This window comes from Pseudomonas sp. B10 (genome assembly GCF_900156235.1).
In the GTDB taxonomy this organism is placed as follows: Bacteria; Pseudomonadota; Gammaproteobacteria; order Pseudomonadales; family Pseudomonadaceae; genus Aquipseudomonas; species Aquipseudomonas siliginis.
Genome location: NZ_LT707063.1, coordinates 3,652,473 through 3,671,667 on the forward strand (window position 1 = coordinate 3,652,473; position 19,195 = coordinate 3,671,667).

Here is a 19,195-nt window from a genome sequence, read left to right on the forward strand (position 1 = left end):
AATCCGGTTCGCCCAGTGGTGGCTATTGATACTCCAAAGGTTCTGCATAACTGTACTGGTGTTATTTGAGGCTTTCGTAAATTGTACCTGTGCTCGTTCAGTTATGCGTTTTAGAGCATTCAAGGCCCTGAAACGACAAAACCCGTCGTGGTTGCCCACGACGGGTTTTGCTTGTGCAATTCGGGTTGCTGGCGGTGGGTCTGACGACCAGAGCCAGCGACGCTGCTTAGCGCCAGAACGGCTTGCTCAGCTCTTCGTAGCGTTGTGCTTCGCTGATACCGGCGTCGGCCAGCAGACGCGAATCCAGACGGGCCAGTTGATGGCGGCTGGAGATGCGGCGCTGCCACAACATCAGGTTGGCAATAACGCGCAGAGGCAGGGAAGCCTGGGTGTTTACAGCTTTGTCTTCGAAGAACAGTTCGGAACTGAGTGTACGTTCCATGGTTGACATCCTTCCGCTTGTGGCGGGATCAGGTAGTGGTTTGACTGGTGCCCATGATCCTCTCGTTTGCCTAGTCTCTGTAGATACAGTTCATTTGTATTGTGAGTGAGCAGTTAACTGTTTATGGATGGTGTACGGGTCGAAATTGGGCAAACTGTACCTGTCTGCACTTAAATGGTGCATTTGAGCTCGTATCAGGGGATTGAGTAGGGCTTTGCTGTAGGAAAAGACCGGTACAGCAGTACAGTTTTTTGCGATCCTGCTTCTCGCGGGCATCCACCGATGCAAAACTGTGTTTGCCTCGGTGGTTATCTGTGTGAATCACACCGCCAGCATGCGCCCGGTTTCTTCCAGGTTCATATGCCAGCTCAGGGCGTCGCGCAGAATGTGCGGGGTGTGACCGCCGATTGCACAGGCAGCGCTGAAGTAATCATTCAGTGCCTGGCGGAAGTCCGGGTGCACACAGTTGTCGATGATCACTCGCGCACGCTCCCTTGGCGCGAGGCCGCGTAAATCGGCCAGCCCGACCTCGGTCACCAGAATGTCGACGTCATGCTCGGTATGGTCGACGTGGCTGACCATCGGCACCACGCTGGAAATGGCGCCACCCTTGGCGATCGATTTGGTCACGAATACCGCCAGATGCGCATTGCGCGCGAAGTCGCCGGAGCCGCCGATGCCGTTCATCATCCGCGTTCCGCAGACATGGGTGGAGTTGACGTTGCCGTAGATGTCGAACTCCAGCGCGGTATTGATGCCGATGATGCCCAGACGCCGCACCACTTCCGGGTGATTGGAGATCTCCTGCGGCCGCAGAATCAGTTTGTCCTTGTACTTCTCCAGGTTGCCGAACACGTCACTGTTGCGCCGCTCGGACAGGGTGATCGAGCTGCCCGAGGCGAAGCTCAGCTTGCCGGCATCGATCAGGTCGAAAGTCGAATCCTGGAGCACTTCCGAGTACATGGTGAGGTCTTCGAACGGCGAGTCGATCAAGCCGCACATCACCGCGTTGGCGATGTTGCCAATCCCGGCTTGCAGCGGGCCGAGCTTGTTGGTCATGCGGCCGGCGGCAACTTCCTGCTTGAAGAAGGTGATCAGGTGTTCAGCGATGGCATTGGTATCAACGTCCGGTACCGACACTGTGGATGGCGAGTCCGACTGCTGAGTGATGACAATCGCAACGATCTTTTCCGGTGGAATCGGGATCGCCGTGCTGCCGATGCGATCGTCGACTTTCACCAGCGGGATTGGCGTCCGCGTCGGGCGGTACGTCGGGATATAGATGTCGTGCAGGCCTTCGAGATTGGCGTTGTGCGCCAGGTTGATCTCGACGATCACTTGTTTGGCGAAGATCGCGAAGCTGGCCGAGTTGCCCACCGAAGTGGTCGGCACGATATGGCCTTGTTCGGTGATGGCGACTGCCTCGATGACGGCGATGTCCGGCAGCTTCAATTGCTGGTTGCGCAACTGCTCGACCGTTTCCGAGAGATGCTGGTCAATGAACATCACTTCACCGGCGTTGATTGCCTTGCGCAACGTGCTGTCGACCTGAAACGGCATGCGCCGCGACAGCACGCCGGCCTCGGTCAGTTGCTTGTCGAGGTCGTTGCCCAGGCTGGCGCCAGTCATCAGGCTGATCTTCAGCGGCGTGACCTTGGCGCGCTCGGCCAGTGCGTGGGGAACGGCCTTGGCTTCGCCGGCGCGGGTGAAACCGCTCATGCCGACGGTCATGCCGTCCTCAATCAGAGCGGCAGCGTCGGCAGCGCTCATCACTTTGTCCAACAACGAAGGCAGGCGAATACGGTCACGGTACATGGATTATTATCTCGGGCAACGAGTAGCAGGATGCGCAGTCTAGTGAATTTGGCCGGCGCCTGTCCCGCTACCAAGGTCGCAAACGAGGCCTCTATTTCGCGGGTTTTCAGTAAAACACCGTTACCGGATCTGCAACAACGCGGCAAATTGTCCAGCGTCTTGCGCAAACAAAAACGCCCCGACAAGTCGGGGCGTTCGCTATTGCAGCGGTGAATTACTCGACCGCTTTGACCATGTCTTCGATGACTTTCTTCGCGTCGCCGAAAACCATCATGGTCTTGTCCAGATAGAACAGTTCGTTGTCCAGGCCGGCGTAGCCGCTGGCCATCGAGCGCTTGTTGACGATGATGGTCTTGGCCTTGAACGCTTCGAGAATCGGCATACCGGCAATCGGCGACTTCGGATCGTTCTTCGCGGCCGGGTTGACCACGTCGTTCGCACCGAGCACCAGCACAACGTCGGCCTGACCGAACTCGGAGTTGATGTCTTCCATCTCGAACACCTGATCGTAAGGCACTTCGGCCTCGGCGAGCAGGACGTTCATATGCCCAGGCATCCGACCGGCCACCGGGTGGATCGCGTACTTCACGGTCACTCCGCGATGGGTCAGCTTCTCGGTCAGTTCCTTCAGTGCGTGTTGTGCACGGGCCACTGCCAGACCGTAGCCCGGGACGATGATCACGGTATCGGCGTTGGTCAGCAGGAAGGTTGCGTCATCAGCCGAGCCGGATTTCACCGGACGGGCTTCTTGCGCACCGGTAGGACCTGCATCTGCCGTATTGCCGAAACCGCCGAGCAGTACATTGAAGAAGGAGCGGTTCATCGCCTTGCACATGATGTACGAGAGGATCGCACCGCTCGAACCCACCAGCGAGCCGGCAATGATCAGCATCGAGTTGTTCAGCGAGAAGCCGATCCCCGCCGCCGCCCAGCCGGAATAGCTGTTGAGCATCGACACCACCACCGGCATGTCGGCGCCGCCGATCGGGATGATGATCAGCACGCCCATCACGAACGCCAGCGCCAGCATCAGCGCGAACGCCGTAAAGTTGCCGGTGAACATGAAAGTCAGACCGAGAACCAGCGTTGCCAGACCCAGAATCGCATTGAGCTTGTGCTGGCCACTGAACTGTACCGGTGCGCCCTGGAACAGGCGGAACTTGTATTTGCCCGAGAGCTTGCCGAAGGCGATCACCGAACCCGAGAAGGTGATCGCACCGATGGCGGCACCGAGGAACAGCTCCAGACGGTTGCCCGCCGGAATCGCATCGCCCAGTTGTTTAACGATACCCAGCGATTGCGGCTCGACCACCGCCGCAATAGCAATGAACACCGCCGCGAGGCCGATCATGCTGTGCATGAACGCTACCAGTTCCGGCATCTTGGTCATTTCAACGCGCTTGGCCATGATCGAACCGGCGGTGCCGCCGACCAACAGGCCGACGATCACGTAACCGATACCTGCAGTGGCCAGCTCAGCGCCCAACTTATAGATGAGACCGACGGTGGTGATGATAGCCAGCGCCATGCCAAGCATGCCGAACAGGTTGCCGCGCCGCGAAGTGGTCGGGTGCGACAGGCCTTTGAGGGCCTGGATAAAGCAGATCGACGCGATCAGGTAGAGCGTCGTCACGAGATTCATGCTCATTACTTCGGCGCCTCTTCTTTTGCTTTCGGGGCTTTCTTTTTGAACATCTCAAGCATGCGGCGAGTGACCAGGAAGCCACCAAACACGTTGACCGCAGCCAGTGCCACGGCCAGCGTGCCCATGGTTTTGCCCAGCGGCGTGACGGTCAGCGCAGCGGCGAGCATGGCGCCGACGATCACGATCGCGGAAATGGCGTTTGTGACTGCCATCAACGGCGTGTGCAGCGCAGGTGTAACGTTCCAGACCACGTGGTAACCGACATAAATCGCCAGCACGAAGATGATCAGGTTGTAGATACCGGGGGAGATAAGCTCTTCCATCGTCTGAATCCCTGCTTAGGCGTTTTTACGGATGACTTGGCCGTCGCGGCACATCAGGCACGCGGCGACGATGTCGTCTTCGAGGTTGACGTCGAACTGGCCTTCCTTGGTGAACACCAGCTTGAGGAAGTCCAGCAGGTTGCGTGCGTACAGCGCCGAAGCATCGGCAGCGACTTCACCGGCGAGGTTGGTCGGGCCAACGATGGTCACACCGTTTTCCACAACGACTTGATCGGCCACGGTCAGCGGACAGTTGCCACCCTGAGCGGCCGCGAGGTCGATGACCACCGAGCCCGGCTTCATCTGCGCCACGGTCTCGGCGCTGAGCAGCGTCGGCGCCTTGCGGCCCGGAATCAGCGCAGTGGTGATGACGATATCGGCCTGCTTGGCGCGCTCGTGCACGGCCTGGGCCTGACGCTGCATCCAGCTCGCCGGCATCGGCCGCGCGTAACCGCCGACACCGACGGCGCATTCGCGCTCTTCATTGGTCTCGTAAGGCACGTCGACGAACTTCGCGCCGAGGGATTCGATCTGTTCCTTCACCGCTGGGCGCACGTCGGACGCTTCGATCACCGCACCCAGGCGTTTCGCCGTGGCAATCGCCTGCAAACCGGCCACGCCTGCGCCAAGAATCAGCACCCGCGCCGCTTTCACGGTGCCCGCAGCAGTCATCAGCATCGGCATGAAGCGTGGGTAATAGTGAGCCGCGAGCAACACCGCTTTGTAGCCGGCGATATTCGCCTGCGACGACAACACATCAAGACTCTGCGCCCGCGAGGTGCGCGGTGCCGCCTCGAGGGCGAACGCGGTAATGCCGCACTCGGCCATCTTCGTGATGGTCTCGTTGTTGAATGGGTTGAGCATGCCCACGAGCACCGTGCCGCGCTTGATCAGCGGCAGTTCGGCATCGCTTGGCGCGACCACTTTGAGAATCAGCTCGGCGCCAAACGCGTCATTGGCGCTGCCAATGCTTGCGCCGGCCGCTTCATAGGCACTGTCGACGACACTGGCTTTGACGCCAGCGCCGCTTTGCACAGTGACCTTATGGCCTTGGCTGATCAGCTTCTTGATGGTTTCCGGGGTTGCAGCAACCCGTGTTTCACCGGTCTGGGTTTCGAGAGGAACACCAATGTGCACGTCAAATCTCCTGCGTGATCTTATTGAGTAAACCCATGCACTACGGATGGTGCGACTGGGGCGGCCGATCAGCACGATCCCGCCGAATCAGGGCGGGGCGCGGCATTTTGCAGGCGAACTTTATGCCCTTCAAGGGATTATGACGGGTGACGGAAAATTAACTACAAGTCATGCCGTGACCGAATGTCGCAGATGGCCAGTTGAACCCCTTGCAGGCCGTGCCCTGCAAGGATTCTGGCTGAATTTGAAAAAAATTCGCATCCGTGGCGTGAATAGGCAGTAATGAGTCGCCATTAGAGGCTGAAAGCCACGTGTTTGGCAGCTTGTGGGACGTCTGTACGACTTTCGGATACAGTCTGCTCAGAAGCGACAAATAGTTATATCTGTAGGGCTCTAGTTTTTCTGACTACGGGGTTAGGTATTGCGCAAAGCCTTTATTCTTCTAGGCTGTAGCTCTGCGCTTGATTTACCAGCCAGTCACGAAATGCCTTCAGCGATGCCGATTCGACCTTTCGCTCCGGAATCATCAGGTAATAGGCCTTGATGCTGGAAAGCGCTTGAGAGTTGGCAACCACCAGACGTTTCTCTGCCAGCTCGCGCTGAATCAGAAACGGCGGAATCAGCGCGACGCCCATGTCGTGCATGGCTGCCTGGGCAAGCATGGAGAATAGCTCGTAGCGCGGACCTGTCATGTCGCGCGGAATATTCAGCTGTTGCGAGTTGAACCATTGGCGCCAGGCGTAAGGTCGGGTGGTCTGCTGAAGCAGCGGTAGCTCGGCGATGGCTTGCGCTGTCAGCTGCGTGTGATCGCCGAGTAGGGCGGGGCTGCACACCGGCATCGGATTTTCGCCCATCAACCTGTGGGACTCGGTACCCGACCAGTCGGCGTCGCCGAAGTAAATCGCGGCATCGAATTCGGTGTCGGCAAACAGGAATGGCCGAGTGCGGTTGGTCAGGTTGACGGTCACTTCCGGGTGCTTGAGCTGGAAATCCTTGAGCCGTGGCAGCAGCCATTGCGTGCCGAAGGTCGGGACGACTGCGAGCTCGATGACGTTGGCGCCTTGCTGGCCCATTACCGAGAGGGTGTCGCGCTCCACCGCATCGAGCTGAGTCGCCACCCGACGACTGTAGGAAAGACCCGCCTCGGTCAGTTTCACTCCACGTCGCGAGCGTCGGAACAGTTCCACGCTGAGGAAGTCTTCCAGGCTGGCGATCTGTCGGCAAATGGCACCCTGTGTGAGCGACAGTTCTTCAGCAGCACGGGTAAAGCTCTCATGGCGGGCGGCAGCTTCGAAACTGATCAGGGCGGCGGTGCTGGGGATCTTCCTGCGCATGTACGTCAACCTCACTAATGCGCCGCATATAAGGCTATTCGCGACGGTACGGAGTGAGAAATTAGCACAACAGAATGCGAAATCCTCGTTTGCTCCGACGGCGAACCGCGCCTAGGATCAATGCCACGTTAATTCACCCGATTGCGAGGGCACACTCATGGGCGGTAAAGCTAGCTTCAACTGGATCGATCCCCTGCTGCTGGATCAACAGCTCACCGAAGAAGAGCGGATGATCCGCGACACCGCCGCCCAGTTCGCTCAACAGAGTCTGGCGCCGCGTGTGCTCGAAGCTTTCCGTCATGAGAAGACCGACCCGGCAATCTTCCGCGAGATGGGCGAAGTCGGCCTGCTCGGCGCGACCATTCCCGAGCAATACGGTGGCAGTGGTCTGAATTACGTCAGTTATGGCCTGATTGCCCGTGAGGTCGAGCGCGTCGACTCTGGCTATCGCTCGATGATGAGCGTGCAATCCTCACTGGTGATGGTGCCGATCAACGAATTCGGTACCGAAGCACAGAAGCAGAAGTACCTGCCGAAACTGGCTTCCGGCGAATGGATCGGTTGCTTTGGTCTGACCGAGCCGAACCACGGTTCCGATCCGGGCGCGATGATTAGCCGGGCGCGCAAGGTCGATGGCGGCTACAGCCTGACCGGCGCGAAGATGTGGATCACCAACAGCCCGATCGCTGACGTCTTCGTGGTGTGGGCCAAGGACGATGCTGGCGATATCCGTGGATTCGTTCTGGAGAAAGGCTGGAAAGGTCTGAGCGCTCCGGCGATTCACGGCAAGGTCGGCCTGCGCGCTTCCATCACCGGCGAGATCGTCATGGACAACGTGTTCGTGCCGGAAGAAAACATCTTCCCGGACGTCCGAGGTCTGAAAGGTCCGTTCACCTGCCTCAACTCCGCACGCTACGGCATTTCCTGGGGCGCACTGGGCGCGGCCGAGTTCTGCTGGCACACCGCGCGTCAATACACTCTGGATCGTCAGCAATTCGGTCGACCGTTGGCCGCGACTCAACTGGTGCAGAAGAAACTCGCCGACATGCAGACCGAGATCACTCTGGCGCTGCAAGGCTGCTTGCGACTGGGCCGGATGAAGGACGAGGGTACCGCCGCCGTTGAAATCACTTCGATCATGAAGCGCAACTCCTGCGGCAAGTCGCTGGATATTGCGCGGATGGCGCGCGACATGCTCGGTGGCAATGGTATCTCCGATGAGTTCGGCGTGGCCCGTCATCTGGTCAACCTGGAAGTGGTGAATACCTATGAAGGTACCCACGACGTTCACGCGCTGATCCTCGGGCGTGCGCAAACCGGTCTGCAGGCGTTCTATTAATAGGAGGGCGGACCATGGGCGCGCTGTCGCATCTACGGGTACTGGATTTATCGCGAGTACTGGCCGGGCCTTGGGCCGGACAGATCCTCGCCGACCTGGGCGCCGAGGTGATCAAGGTCGAGCGCCCGGGCAATGGTGATGACACCCGCGCCTGGGGCCCGCCCTTTCTTAAAGATGCTTACGGCGAGAACACATCGGAAGCGGCTTATTACCTCTCGGCAAACCGCAACAAGCAATCGGTGACCATCGACTTCACCCGTTCTGAAGGGCAGAAGCTGGTGCGCGACCTGGCGGCGAAGTCGGACATTCTGATTGAGAATTTCAAAGTAGGTGGTCTGGCGGCCTATGGTCTGGACTATGAGTCGCTGAAGGCGCTCAACCCGAATCTGATCTATTGCTCCATCACCGGCTTCGGCCAGACCGGCCCTTACGCCAAGCGTGCGGGGTATGACTTCATGATCCAGGGCCTCGGCGGCTTGATGAGTCTGACTGGTCGACCTGAAGGAGATGAAGGTGCTGGGCCGGTGAAAGTGGGCGTGGCGCTGACGGATATTCTTACCGGGCTGTATTCGACAGTGGCGATCCTCGCGGCATTGGCTCATCGCGATCACGACGGTGGCGGCCAGCACATCGATATGGCGTTGCTGGATGTGCAGGTCGCGTGCCTGGCCAATCAGGCGATGAACTACCTGACCACCGGCAATGCGCCGAAGCGCCTGGGCAATGCGCATCCGAATATCGTGCCTTATCAGGACTTTCCTACGGCGGATGGCGACTTCATTCTCACCGTGGGTAATGACGGGCAGTTCCGCAAGTTCGCCGAAGTCGCGGGGCAACCGCAGTGGGCGGATGACCCGCGCTTCGCGACCAACAAGCTGCGGGTGGCGAACCGCGCGGTGTTGATCCCGTTGATCCGCCAAGCTACGGTCTTCAAGACCACGGCCGAGTGGGTTGCTCAATTGGAGCAGGCGGGCGTGCCTTGTGGGCCGATCAATGATCTGTCGCAGGTATTTGAAGATCCTCAGGTGAAGGCGCGCGGTCTGGCGATAGAGCTGCCGCATGCATTGGCGGGGATGGTGCCTCAGGTGGCCAGCCCGATTCGGTTGTCGGAGACGCCCGTTGAATATCGTCATGCGCCTCCTTTATTAGGTGAGCACACATTAGAGGTTCTGCAGCGGGTGCTGGGTCTGGGGGCAGGCGCGGTGGCTATGTTGAAGAAGGAAGGCGTCCTTTAAGTCTTCTTCTATATAGAAGAAGCTCTTTTCTCATCTGATTGGATGTTTTTTAACCAATACGCAAGTTATTGAAAGAAAAGCGAAATTAACGGTTGACGGCAGATTCCAGAGGTCTATAATTCGCCCCACTTCCGGCGCAGTCGAAACGGAAAACTCCTTGAGATTCAAAGAGTTACGCAGTTTTCAACAGTGGCTTGCTTCAGATCATCGAGGCATGGAAAGAGTTGAAAGAGCAGTGATGTGCAGCTCTTTTAACGGTTCGATCTTCTCGGTCGAAAGCGGAGAAAAAGAGGTGTTGACAGCAGCGATTAACGCTGTAGAATTCGCCTCCCGCTATCGAGAGATCGGAAGCGCAAGTGGTTGAAGTTGTTGAAGAATTCTTCGAAAACTTCTGAAAATAATCACTTGACAGCAAATGAGGCTGCTGTAGAATGCGCGCCTCGGTTGAGACGAAAGATCTTAACCAACCGCTCTTTAACAACTGAATCAAGCAATTCGTGTGGGTGCTTGTGCAGTCAGACTGATAGTCAACAAGATTATCAGCATCACAAGTTACTCCGCGAGAAATCAAAGATGTAACCAACGATTGCTGAGCCAAGTTTAGGGTTTCTTAAAAACCCAAAGATGTTTGAACTGAAGAGTTTGATCATGGCTCAGATTGAACGCTGGCGGCAGGCCTAACACATGCAAGTCGAGCGGATGAGAGGAGCTTGCTCCTGGATTCAGCGGCGGACGGGTGAGTAATGCCTAGGAATCTGCCTGGTAGTGGGGGACAACGTTTCGAAAGGAACGCTAATACCGCATACGTCCTACGGGAGAAAGCAGGGGACCTTCGGGCCTTGCGCTATCAGATGAGCCTAGGTCGGATTAGCTAGTTGGTGAGGTAATGGCTCACCAAGGCGACGATCCGTAACTGGTCTGAGAGGATGATCAGTCACACTGGAACTGAGACACGGTCCAGACTCCTACGGGAGGCAGCAGTGGGGAATATTGGACAATGGGCGAAAGCCTGATCCAGCCATGCCGCGTGTGTGAAGAAGGTCTTCGGATTGTAAAGCACTTTAAGTTGGGAGGAAGGGCAGTAAATTAATACTTTGCTGTTTTGACGTTACCGACAGAATAAGCACCGGCTAACTCTGTGCCAGCAGCCGCGGTAATACAGAGGGTGCAAGCGTTAATCGGAATTACTGGGCGTAAAGCGCGCGTAGGTGGTTTGTTAAGTTGGATGTGAAATCCCCGGGCTCAACCTGGGAACTGCATCCAAAACTGGCAAGCTAGAGTATGGTAGAGGGTGGTGGAATTTCCTGTGTAGCGGTGAAATGCGTAGATATAGGAAGGAACACCAGTGGCGAAGGCGACCACCTGGACTGATACTGACACTGAGGTGCGAAAGCGTGGGGAGCAAACAGGATTAGATACCCTGGTAGTCCACGCCGTAAACGATGTCAACTAGCCGTTGGGAGCCTTGAGCTCTTAGTGGCGCAGCTAACGCATTAAGTTGACCGCCTGGGGAGTACGGCCGCAAGGTTAAAACTCAAATGAATTGACGGGGGCCCGCACAAGCGGTGGAGCATGTGGTTTAATTCGAAGCAACGCGAAGAACCTTACCAGGCCTTGACATCCAATGAACTTTCCAGAGATGGATTGGTGCCTTCGGGAGCATTGAGACAGGTGCTGCATGGCTGTCGTCAGCTCGTGTCGTGAGATGTTGGGTTAAGTCCCGTAACGAGCGCAACCCTTGTCCTTAGTTACCAGCACGTAATGGTGGGCACTCTAAGGAGACTGCCGGTGACAAACCGGAGGAAGGTGGGGATGACGTCAAGTCATCATGGCCCTTACGGCCTGGGCTACACACGTGCTACAATGGTCGGTACAAAGGGTTGCCAAGCCGCGAGGTGGAGCTAATCCCATAAAACCGATCGTAGTCCGGATCGCAGTCTGCAACTCGACTGCGTGAAGTCGGAATCGCTAGTAATCGCGAATCAGAATGTCGCGGTGAATACGTTCCCGGGCCTTGTACACACCGCCCGTCACACCATGGGAGTGGGTTGCACCAGAAGTAGCTAGTCTAACCTTCGGGGGGACGGTTACCACGGTGTGATTCATGACTGGGGTGAAGTCGTAACAAGGTAGCCGTAGGGGAACCTGCGGCTGGATCACCTCCTTAATCGACGATATCAGCTGCTGCATGAGCTCCCACACGAATTGCTTGATTCATTGAAGAAGACGATAGAAGCAGCTTTAAGCTCCAAGCTGATAGCTCTGAGCTAACAGTTACAAGCTCGAAATTGGGTCTGTAGCTCAGTTGGTTAGAGCGCACCCCTGATAAGGGTGAGGTCGGCAGTTCGAATCTGCCCAGACCCACCAATTTTGTTATGGGGCCATAGCTCAGCTGGGAGAGCGCCTGCCTTGCACGCAGGAGGTCAGCGGTTCGATCCCGCTTGGCTCCACCATAAACTGCTTCGAAGTTTGAGAGTTTAGAAATGAATATTCGCACTGAATATTGATTTCTAGTCTTTTGATTAGATCGTTCTTTAAAAATTTGGGTATGTGATAGTAAGATAGACTGAACGTTACTTTCACTGGTAACGGATCAGGCTAAGGTAAAATTTGTGAGTTCTCTTAGTTGAGAAATTCGAATTTTCGGCGAATGTCGTCTTCACAGTATAACCAGATTGCTTGGGGTTATATGGTCAAGTGAAGAAGCGCATACGGTGGATGCCTTGGCAGTCAGAGGCGATGAAAGACGTGGTAGCCTGCGAAAAGCTTCGGGGAGTCGGCAAACAGACTTTGATCCGGAGATGTCTGAATGGGGGAACCCAGCCATCATAAGATGGTTATCTTGTACTGAATACATAGGTGCAAGAGGCGAACCAGGGGAACTGAAACATCTAAGTACCCTGAGGAAAAGAAATCAACCGAGATTCCCTTAGTAGTGGCGAGCGAACGGGGACTAGCCCTTAAGTGGCTTTGAGATTAGCGGAACGCTCTGGAAAGTGCGGCCATAGTGGGTGATAGCCCTGTACGCGAAAATCTCTTAGTCATGAAATCGAGTAGGACGGAGCACGAGAAACTTTGTCTGAATATGGGGGGACCATCCTCCAAGGCTAAATACTACTGACTGACCGATAGTGAACTAGTACCGTGAGGGAAAGGCGAAAAGAACCCCGGAGAGGGGAGTGAAATAGATCCTGAAACCGTATGCGTACAAGCAGTGGGAGCAGACTTTGTTCTGTGACTGCGTACCTTTTGTATAATGGGTCAGCGACTTATTTTCAGTGGCGAGCTTAACCGAATAGGGGAGGCGTAGCGAAAGCGAGTCTTAATAGGGCGTCTAGTCGCTGGGAATAGACCCGAAACCGGGCGATCTATCCATGGGCAGGTTGAAGGTTAGGTAACACTGACTGGAGGACCGAACCGACTACCGTTGAAAAGTTAGCGGATGACCTGTGGATCGGAGTGAAAGGCTAATCAAGCTCGGAGATAGCTGGTTCTCCTCGAAAGCTATTTAGGTAGCGCCTCATGTATCACTGTAGGGGGTAGAGCACTGTTTCGGCTAGGGGGTCATCCCGACTTACCAAACCGATGCAAACTCCGAATACCTACAAGTGCCGAGCATGGGAGACACACGGCGGGTGCTAACGTCCGTCGTGAAAAGGGAAACAACCCAGACCGTCAGCTAAGGTCCCAAAGTTATGGTTAAGTGGGAAACGATGTGGGAAGGCTTAGACAGCTAGGAGGTTGGCTTAGAAGCAGCCACCCTTTAAAGAAAGCGTAATAGCTCACTAGTCGAGTCGGCCTGCGCGGAAGATGTAACGGGGCTCAAACCATACACCGAAGCTACGGGTATCATCTTCGGATGATGCGGTAGAGGAGCGTTCTGTAAGCCTGTGAAGGTGAGTTGAGAAGCTTGCTGGAGGTATCAGAAGTGCGAATGCTGACATGAGTAACGACAATGGGTGTGAAAAACACCCACGCCGAAAGACCAAGGTTTCCTGCGCAACGTTAATCGACGCAGGGTTAGTCGGTCCCTAAGGCGAGGCTGAAAAGCGTAGTCGATGGAAAACAGGTTAATATTCCTGTACTTCTGGTTATTGCGATGGAGGGACGGAGAAGGCTAGGCCAGCTTGGCGTTGGTTGTCCAAGTTTAAGGTGGTAGGCTGAGATCTTAGGTAAATCCGGGATCTTAAGGCCGAGAGCTGATGACGAGTGTTCTTTTAGAACACGAAGTGGTTGATGCCATGCTTCCAAGAAAAGCTTCTAAGCTTCAGGTAACCAGGAACCGTACCCCAAACCGACACAGGTGGTTGGGTAGAGAATACCAAGGCGCTTGAGAGAACTCGGGTGAAGGAACTAGGCAAAATGGCACCGTAACTTCGGGAGAAGGTGCGCCGGTGAGGGTGAAGGACTTGCTCCGTAAGCTCATGCCGGTCGAAGATACCAGGCCGCTGCGACTGTTTATTAAAAACACAGCACTCTGCAAACACGAAAGTGGACGTATAGGGTGTGACGCCTGCCCGGTGCCGGAAGGTTAATTGATGGGGTTAGCTAACGCGAAGCTCTTGATCGAAGCCCCGGTAAACGGCGGCCGTAACTATAACGGTCCTAAGGTAGCGAAATTCCTTGTCGGGTAAGTTCCGACCTGCACGAATGGCGTAACGATGGCGGCGCTGTCTCCACCCGAGACTCAGTGAAATTGAAATCGCTGTGAAGATGCAGTGTATCCGCGGCTAGACGGAAAGACCCCGTGAACCTTTACTATAGCTTTGCACTGGACTTTGAATTTGCTTGTGTAGGATAGGTGGGAGGCTTTGAAGCGTGGACGCCAGTTCGCGTGGAGCCATCCTTGAAATACCACCCTGGCAACTTTGAGGTTCTAACTCAGGTCCGTTATCCGGATCGAGGACAGTGTATGGTGGGTAGTTTGACTGGGGCGGTCTCCTCCTAAAGAGTAACGGAGGAGTACGAAGGTGCGCTCAGACCGGTCGGAAATCGGTCGTAGAGTATAAAGGCAAAAGCGCGCTTGACTGCGAGACAGACACGTCGAGCAGGTACGAAAGTAGGTCTTAGTGATCCGGTGGTTCTGTATGGAAGGGCCATCGCTCAACGGATAAAAGGTACTCCGGGGATAACAGGCTGATACCGCCCAAGAGTTCATATCGACGGCGGTGTTTGGCACCTCGATGTCGGCTCATCACATCCTGGGGCTGAAGCCGGTCCCAAGGGTATGGCTGTTCGCCATTTAAAGTGGTACGCGAGCTGGGTTTAGAACGTCGTGAGACAGTTCGGTCCCTATCTGCCGTGGACGTTTGAGATTTGAGAGGGGCTGCTCCTAGTACGAGAGGACCGGAGTGGACGAACCTCTGGTGTTCCGGTTGTCACGCCAGTGGCATTGCCGGGTAGCTATGTTCGGGAAAGATAACCGCTGAAAGCATCTAAGCGGGAAACTTGCCTCAAGATGAGATCTCACTGGAACCTTGAGTTCCCTGAAGGGCCGTCGAAGACTACGACGTTGATAGGTTGGGTGTGTAAGCGCTGTGAGGCGTTGAGCTAACCAATACTAATTGCCCGTGAGGCTTGACCATATAACACCCAAGCAATTTGCGTCGAAAGGCCAGATTGCGGTGTGTGAAGACGAAACGAACCGAAAGTTCGAAGTTCACAAACACCTAGCTGTCACATACCCAATTTGCTGAAGCGAGGCCGTCTGGTCACGAGTCAGTACCCGAATTTCTTGACGACCATAGAGCGTTGGAACCACCTGATCCCATCCCGAACTCAGCAGTGAAACGATGCATCGCCGATGGTAGTGTGGGGTTTCCCCATGTGAGAGTAGGTCATCGTCAAGATTAAATTCCGAAACCCCAATTGCGAAAGCAGTTGGGGTTTTGTTTTAGTAGAAGTTCCTGTTTTTGCTGGCTTGTTACCGTGTTGACGGGCCAGATAAAGAATTTCTTGACGACCATAGAACATTGGAACCACCTGATCCCATCCCGAACTCAGAAGTGAAACGATGTATCGCCGATGGTAGTGTGGGGTTTCCCCATGTGAGAGTAGGTCATCGTCAAGATTGAATTCCGAAACCCCTGTCTGCTAACGCAGACAGGGGTTTTGTCATTTAAGCGTCTACGAAAGATCATGCCGTTCTGCGAGTCTTGCTGTTGCGTCTTGCCTGCCACTTGCGCCACCAGATATAAACGCCCGTCCCTGAAAACCCCGCAATCAACACACCCAGTACCGCGATCATTACCTGCCCTGTCACCCCGATGATCCGTCCTCCATGTATGGGCAACTGAAGTCGATAGAACTGCTCTCCAAGCGTGCCCTGTCCCGCGATCTCCTGTCCCAATAATCGGCCATCGGTACCGTGAAAGAACAACCAGGATTTACCGTGAGCGTCCGTATCGTGCTGTCCAAATCCTGCGCCGTAGAAGTTGTACTCAAAGCTGTAATACAACTCGCCGATCGCCGCCGTCAGCCCTAATCGTTCCCCTTCCTGCAATGCCCTTTCGTACGCCTGTTGATAACTCAACTGTGTCGTCCCCAGTTGATTGGCGGGCATTCGTCCTCTGGCTTCATAAACGCTCGGCTCGATGGGCGAAAACAAAGAAACCGCAGGCTTGAACACTTGGCTCGGCAAGTTCATCGCCACGCTGCTGACGGCGATCGGTAACAGCAGTAGCCACAGCCACAATCCTCCGGCGCGATGCAGGTCGAAGTTCAAGCGGTAGGCATGCCCGCCTTTGACCTTCCACGCAGTAGCCCACTTCTTCCAGAATGGCTTGCCACGCGGCAAGGTCAGCCACAATGCAACAAAGCAGTCGATCACCCACGCGATGGCCACCCCACCCATCAACAGCAATCCCCAGTTACCCGGTAATGTCAGGTTGTAATGAAATTCCAGAATGAACGGGATTAAGTTCTCCCGCTTGAAACAGCACTCACCCCAGTAACGGGCGCCTTTCTGTTCCGCACTGACCGGATCCAGATAGAACACTTGATTACGTTCGTCGTATGGCTGGCCCGTCCCAGGATCGTTGCGCGGAACTGCTGCCAGCAGCGCCGTCTGCCCCGTCTCATGGGGATACTCCATGTACCAGACTTGCAGTTTCGGATGTGCAATCTGCACCGCTTCTACCAACGCGCCGGGCGGCAGGCGTTCACCCACTGACGTCGCTTTATAGAATTGCGGATTCAGCCATTCATCCAGTTCATGATTGAACGCCAGCACACTGCCTGTAAGGCCCGCCAGCAATAGAAACACCGCAATGGCCAGGCCGATATATCGATGCAATAAAACCAGAAACGCACGCATACAGAACACCCCCGAAGAAACGACAAAGCCAGCCCCTGATATCAGGGGCTGGCTTTTTTATGCACAGGACACGGCTTTAGAACTGATAGCTGACGGTCGCCGCTACGTTGCGTTCTTCGCCCATGTAGCAGAAGTTCAGACTGGCGCAGGACGCGACATAGGATTCATTGGTCAGGTTGTTTGCATTGAGTCGGATATCCACACCTTTCAAGCCGACCTTACCCAAGTCATAACCAATCGAGGCATCGAACAGCGTGTAAGACGGCACCTTCATCGTGTTCTCCGCATCGGCCCAGCTGTAGCCGACATAGCGCACCCCACCGCCCAAGCGAAGACCATCAAGTGCGGCACTGTCGAACTTGTAGTCAGCCCACAGCGAGGCCATGTGTCGCGGCGCCTGAGTCGGTGAGTTGCCCTTGTTCTCGATGACATCGGTCGGCGTGCTCAAGGTGCTGATCATCGATTTGGAATATTCGATATCAGTGAAGGTGTAACTACCGAGTACTTTCAAGTTATCGGTCAGTTGCATGTGCGCTTCCAGCTCCAGACCTTGCGAGCGTACGGCGCCGACTGCGCGGTAGAAGTTCTCCTGCGGCAGTTTGGTCGCGAGGTTTTCCTGGTCGATGCGGAACAGCGAGGCGGTAAACAGGTTATCGGTGCCCGGCGGCTGATACTTCAAACCGACTTCCCACTGTGTGCCATCGGTAGGGGCGAGTGGATTACCGGCGCTGTCGGCATAGGAGTTCGGGTTAAACGACTCGGAGTAGCTGATGTATGGCGCCAGACCATTATCAAACAGGTATAAAGCGCCGGCACGCCCAGTGAGTTTCGTGCGCCGATCATTGATCTCTGTACCCACCGGACGCCCCGCTTCGGCGATGCGGTTTTCATCGGATGTCTCCACCCAGTCCTGACGCAGGCCCAGCGAGAAGCGCCACTTGTCCATCTCGATCAGGTCTTGCAGGTACACACCGGTCTGTTCGAGGCGACGCAGATAGCTGGTCTCGCCGTACATCTCGATCGCCGAGTTGCCGTACACCGGATTGAACGCATTGATCGGCGCCAGTCCACCACTGGTCCAGTCGACCACCGTTTTACGTCGCTGATAATCCGCGCCCATCAGCACCGTGTGCTTGGTCGCGCCGGTAAAGAATTCGGCCTGCAGCATGTTGTCGACGATAAACGCATGCAGGCGCTCATCACCGCCGGTGTAATAGCGGTTCAGTTCATTGCTGGTCGGGGTGGTCCAGCCATAGGCGTAGACCTGATCCATGTTCACTTTGGAATCGAGATAGCGGAAGTTCTGCCGTGCCGTGAAGACGTCGTTGAAGCGATGTTCGAACTGGTAGCCAAACGACTGCTGGTCACGGGAGTAACCATCGATACCCGGCTCGCCCTCGAAGAAGCGCGGCGAGATGCGCTCGCCATTGCGCTGATGGATCGTGCCGTCCGCCGGAACGCCGCCGTGGTAGCCGCCATCGGGATCGTGTTGCAGATAGGCCTGCAGGGTCAGCGAGGTGTCTTCGCTGAAATCGATGCTCAACGTCGGCGCGAGGGCGAAGCGTTTTTCCTTGTTGTGATCGAATTGCGTGTCGGACTGATCGCTCAATCCGGTCAGACGATAGGCAATGCGCTTGTCGTCATCGACCGGACCGCTGAAGTCAAAACCAACCCCACGCTGGCCTTGCGTCCCCACTGTCGCCTGCACCTGATGGTAGGCCTCATACAACGGTTTTTTGCTGGTCAGCGCGACCAGACCGCCGGGCGAGCTACGGCCGTACAGCACGGACGACGGGCCTTTGAGAATGTCCACACGCTCAAGGAAATACGGATCGACCTGCATGGTGCTGTAAGTGCCGCTGTCGCCCATCGACTTGAGGCCGTCGAGGTAGATGTTGTCCACCGAGCCGTCGTTGAAACCGCGCATCGCCACGTAGTCGTAACGGTGCGTGGCGCCGTACGGGTTGGTCAGCACACCCGGGGCGTAGCGCATCGCTTGCGAGACGGTCTGCGAGCCTTGGTCATCCATTTGCTCGCGCGTGACCACCGATACGCTTTGCGAGGTCTCCAGCAGGGCGGTACTGGTCTTGGTGGCGATCTGGCTGTGCGTGGCGTTGTAGCCGGCCATGCTGCCCAGCGCGTTACCGAGGGCGAAGCCTTTGATGTCGGTGGTCGGCAAGGCCAGCGCTTCGCTTTCAGCCAGCGGGCGCAGGATGTAAATGCTGCCGTCCTGGCTGACGGCTTCCAGTCCTGAGCCGCCGAGCAAATGGCTCAAGGCCTGGTCGGTCGAATATTCGCCCTGCACGCCGGGAGATTGCTGACCTTGAGTCTGTTGCGGCGTCATCGCCAAGGTGATGCCGGCCTGCCGGGCAAACTGATTCAACGCCTCGCCCAATGGCCCGGCAGCAATGTTGTAGCGATGGCTGATCTCGGTGCCGGTGTTGGCGGCCAGACTCAGGCTCGGTAATACGCTGACGCCCAGCGCGGTGGTCAGCAGTGCCGCCCGAACCGCATGGCGCAGTAGTGTCGATTCTGCAGTGAAATTCAGAGGGTTCTTACAAGTGGCGCGGACAGTCATTGTGGATTTCCGTAGGCAGTCGCGAGGGCTGA

At 56.1% G+C, this 19,195-nt stretch carries 11 protein-coding genes, 2 tRNA genes and 4 rRNA genes; 9 read left to right on the forward strand and 8 right to left on the reverse strand.

Going from position 1 to position 19,195, the window contains the following annotated elements; translation table 11 throughout:
• Positions 1 to 226: 226 nt before the first annotated feature.
• The 6 genes from BXA01_RS16670 to BXA01_RS16695 form a co-directional block, all read right to left on the reverse strand.
• Positions 227 to 442 carry a DUF1127 domain-containing protein gene (locus BXA01_RS16670; RefSeq protein WP_007911656.1) on the reverse strand — a complete coding sequence of 72 codons (216 nt, stop codon included), beginning with the start codon at positions 440 to 442 and terminating at the stop codon, positions 227 to 229.
• A 321-nt stretch (positions 443 to 763) separates the two neighbouring features.
• Positions 764 to 2,257, reverse strand: a complete 1,494-nt coding sequence (locus BXA01_RS16675; protein WP_076564888.1) for an acetyl-CoA hydrolase/transferase family protein — start codon at positions 2,255 to 2,257, stop codon at positions 764 to 766.
• 214 nt (positions 2,258 to 2,471) lie between these two features.
• Positions 2,472 to 3,905, reverse strand: a complete 1,434-nt coding sequence (locus BXA01_RS16680; RefSeq protein WP_076564891.1) for an NAD(P)(+) transhydrogenase (Re/Si-specific) subunit beta — start codon at positions 3,903 to 3,905, stop codon at positions 2,472 to 2,474.
• The gene (locus BXA01_RS16685) at positions 3,905 to 4,225 is read right to left on the reverse strand and encodes an NAD(P) transhydrogenase subunit alpha (RefSeq protein ID WP_003220416.1); all 321 of its coding nucleotides are present in this window, start codon (positions 4,223 to 4,225) and stop codon (positions 3,905 to 3,907) included. Before BXA01_RS16685 ends, BXA01_RS16680 begins: the two co-directional genes overlap by 1 nt.
• A gap of 15 nt (positions 4,226 to 4,240) precedes the next feature.
• Positions 4,241 to 5,362: a Re/Si-specific NAD(P)(+) transhydrogenase subunit alpha gene (locus BXA01_RS16690; protein WP_076564893.1), complete on the reverse strand. Its 1,122-nt coding sequence runs from the start codon at positions 5,360 to 5,362 to the stop codon at positions 4,241 to 4,243.
• A 434-nt stretch (positions 5,363 to 5,796) separates the two neighbouring features.
• Positions 5,797 to 6,696: a LysR family transcriptional regulator gene (locus BXA01_RS16695; RefSeq protein WP_076564896.1), complete on the reverse strand. Its 900-nt coding sequence runs from the start codon at positions 6,694 to 6,696 to the stop codon at positions 5,797 to 5,799.
• 157 nt (positions 6,697 to 6,853) lie between these two features.
• Between BXA01_RS16695 and BXA01_RS16700 the strand changes: the two genes are divergently transcribed.
• From BXA01_RS16700 to rrf (BXA01_RS16740), 9 genes are all read left to right on the forward strand, one after another.
• On the forward strand, positions 6,854 to 8,035 hold the full coding sequence (locus tag BXA01_RS16700) for an acyl-CoA dehydrogenase (protein ID WP_024015035.1): 1,182 nt from the start codon (positions 6,854 to 6,856) through the stop codon (positions 8,033 to 8,035).
• A gap of 14 nt (positions 8,036 to 8,049) precedes the next feature.
• Complete coding sequence (locus BXA01_RS16705) at positions 8,050 to 9,270, forward strand: CaiB/BaiF CoA transferase family protein (RefSeq protein WP_076564898.1); 1,221 nt, start codon at positions 8,050 to 8,052, stop codon at positions 9,268 to 9,270.
• A gap of 157 nt (positions 9,271 to 9,427) precedes the next feature.
• The gene (locus tag BXA01_RS26980) at positions 9,428 to 9,634 is read left to right on the forward strand and encodes a hypothetical protein (RefSeq protein WP_157115967.1); all 207 of its coding nucleotides are present in this window, start codon (positions 9,428 to 9,430) and stop codon (positions 9,632 to 9,634) included.
• A 266-nt stretch (positions 9,635 to 9,900) separates the two neighbouring features.
• A 16S ribosomal RNA gene (locus tag BXA01_RS16715) occupies positions 9,901 to 11,437 on the forward strand.
• Positions 11,438 to 11,560: 123 nt separating this feature from the next.
• Positions 11,561 to 11,637 (forward strand) — tRNA-Ile (locus BXA01_RS16720).
• Positions 11,638 to 11,647: 10 nt separating this feature from the next.
• Positions 11,648 to 11,723: transfer RNA gene (locus BXA01_RS16725), tRNA-Ala, on the forward strand.
• A gap of 238 nt (positions 11,724 to 11,961) precedes the next feature.
• Positions 11,962 to 14,855 (forward strand): 23S ribosomal RNA (locus BXA01_RS16730).
• A 148-nt stretch (positions 14,856 to 15,003) separates the two neighbouring features.
• Positions 15,004 to 15,119: ribosomal RNA gene (rrf, locus tag BXA01_RS16735) — 5S ribosomal RNA — on the forward strand.
• 105 nt (positions 15,120 to 15,224) lie between these two features.
• A 5S ribosomal RNA gene (gene rrf, locus BXA01_RS16740) occupies positions 15,225 to 15,340 on the forward strand.
• Together the 16S, 23S and 5S rRNA genes with 2 tRNA genes alongside form the textbook arrangement of a ribosomal RNA operon.
• 66 nt (positions 15,341 to 15,406) lie before the next feature.
• Here rrf (BXA01_RS16740) and BXA01_RS16745 read toward each other — a convergent pair.
• A complete protein-coding gene (locus tag BXA01_RS16745; protein WP_076564900.1) occupies positions 15,407 to 16,585 on the reverse strand; it encodes a PepSY-associated TM helix domain-containing protein in 1,179 nt (392 codons plus the stop codon).
• A gap of 76 nt (positions 16,586 to 16,661) precedes the next feature.
• Positions 16,662 to 19,163: a TonB-dependent siderophore receptor gene (locus BXA01_RS16750; RefSeq protein WP_076564902.1), complete on the reverse strand. Its 2,502-nt coding sequence runs from the start codon at positions 19,161 to 19,163 to the stop codon at positions 16,662 to 16,664.
• Positions 19,164 to 19,195: the final 32 nt, after the last annotated feature.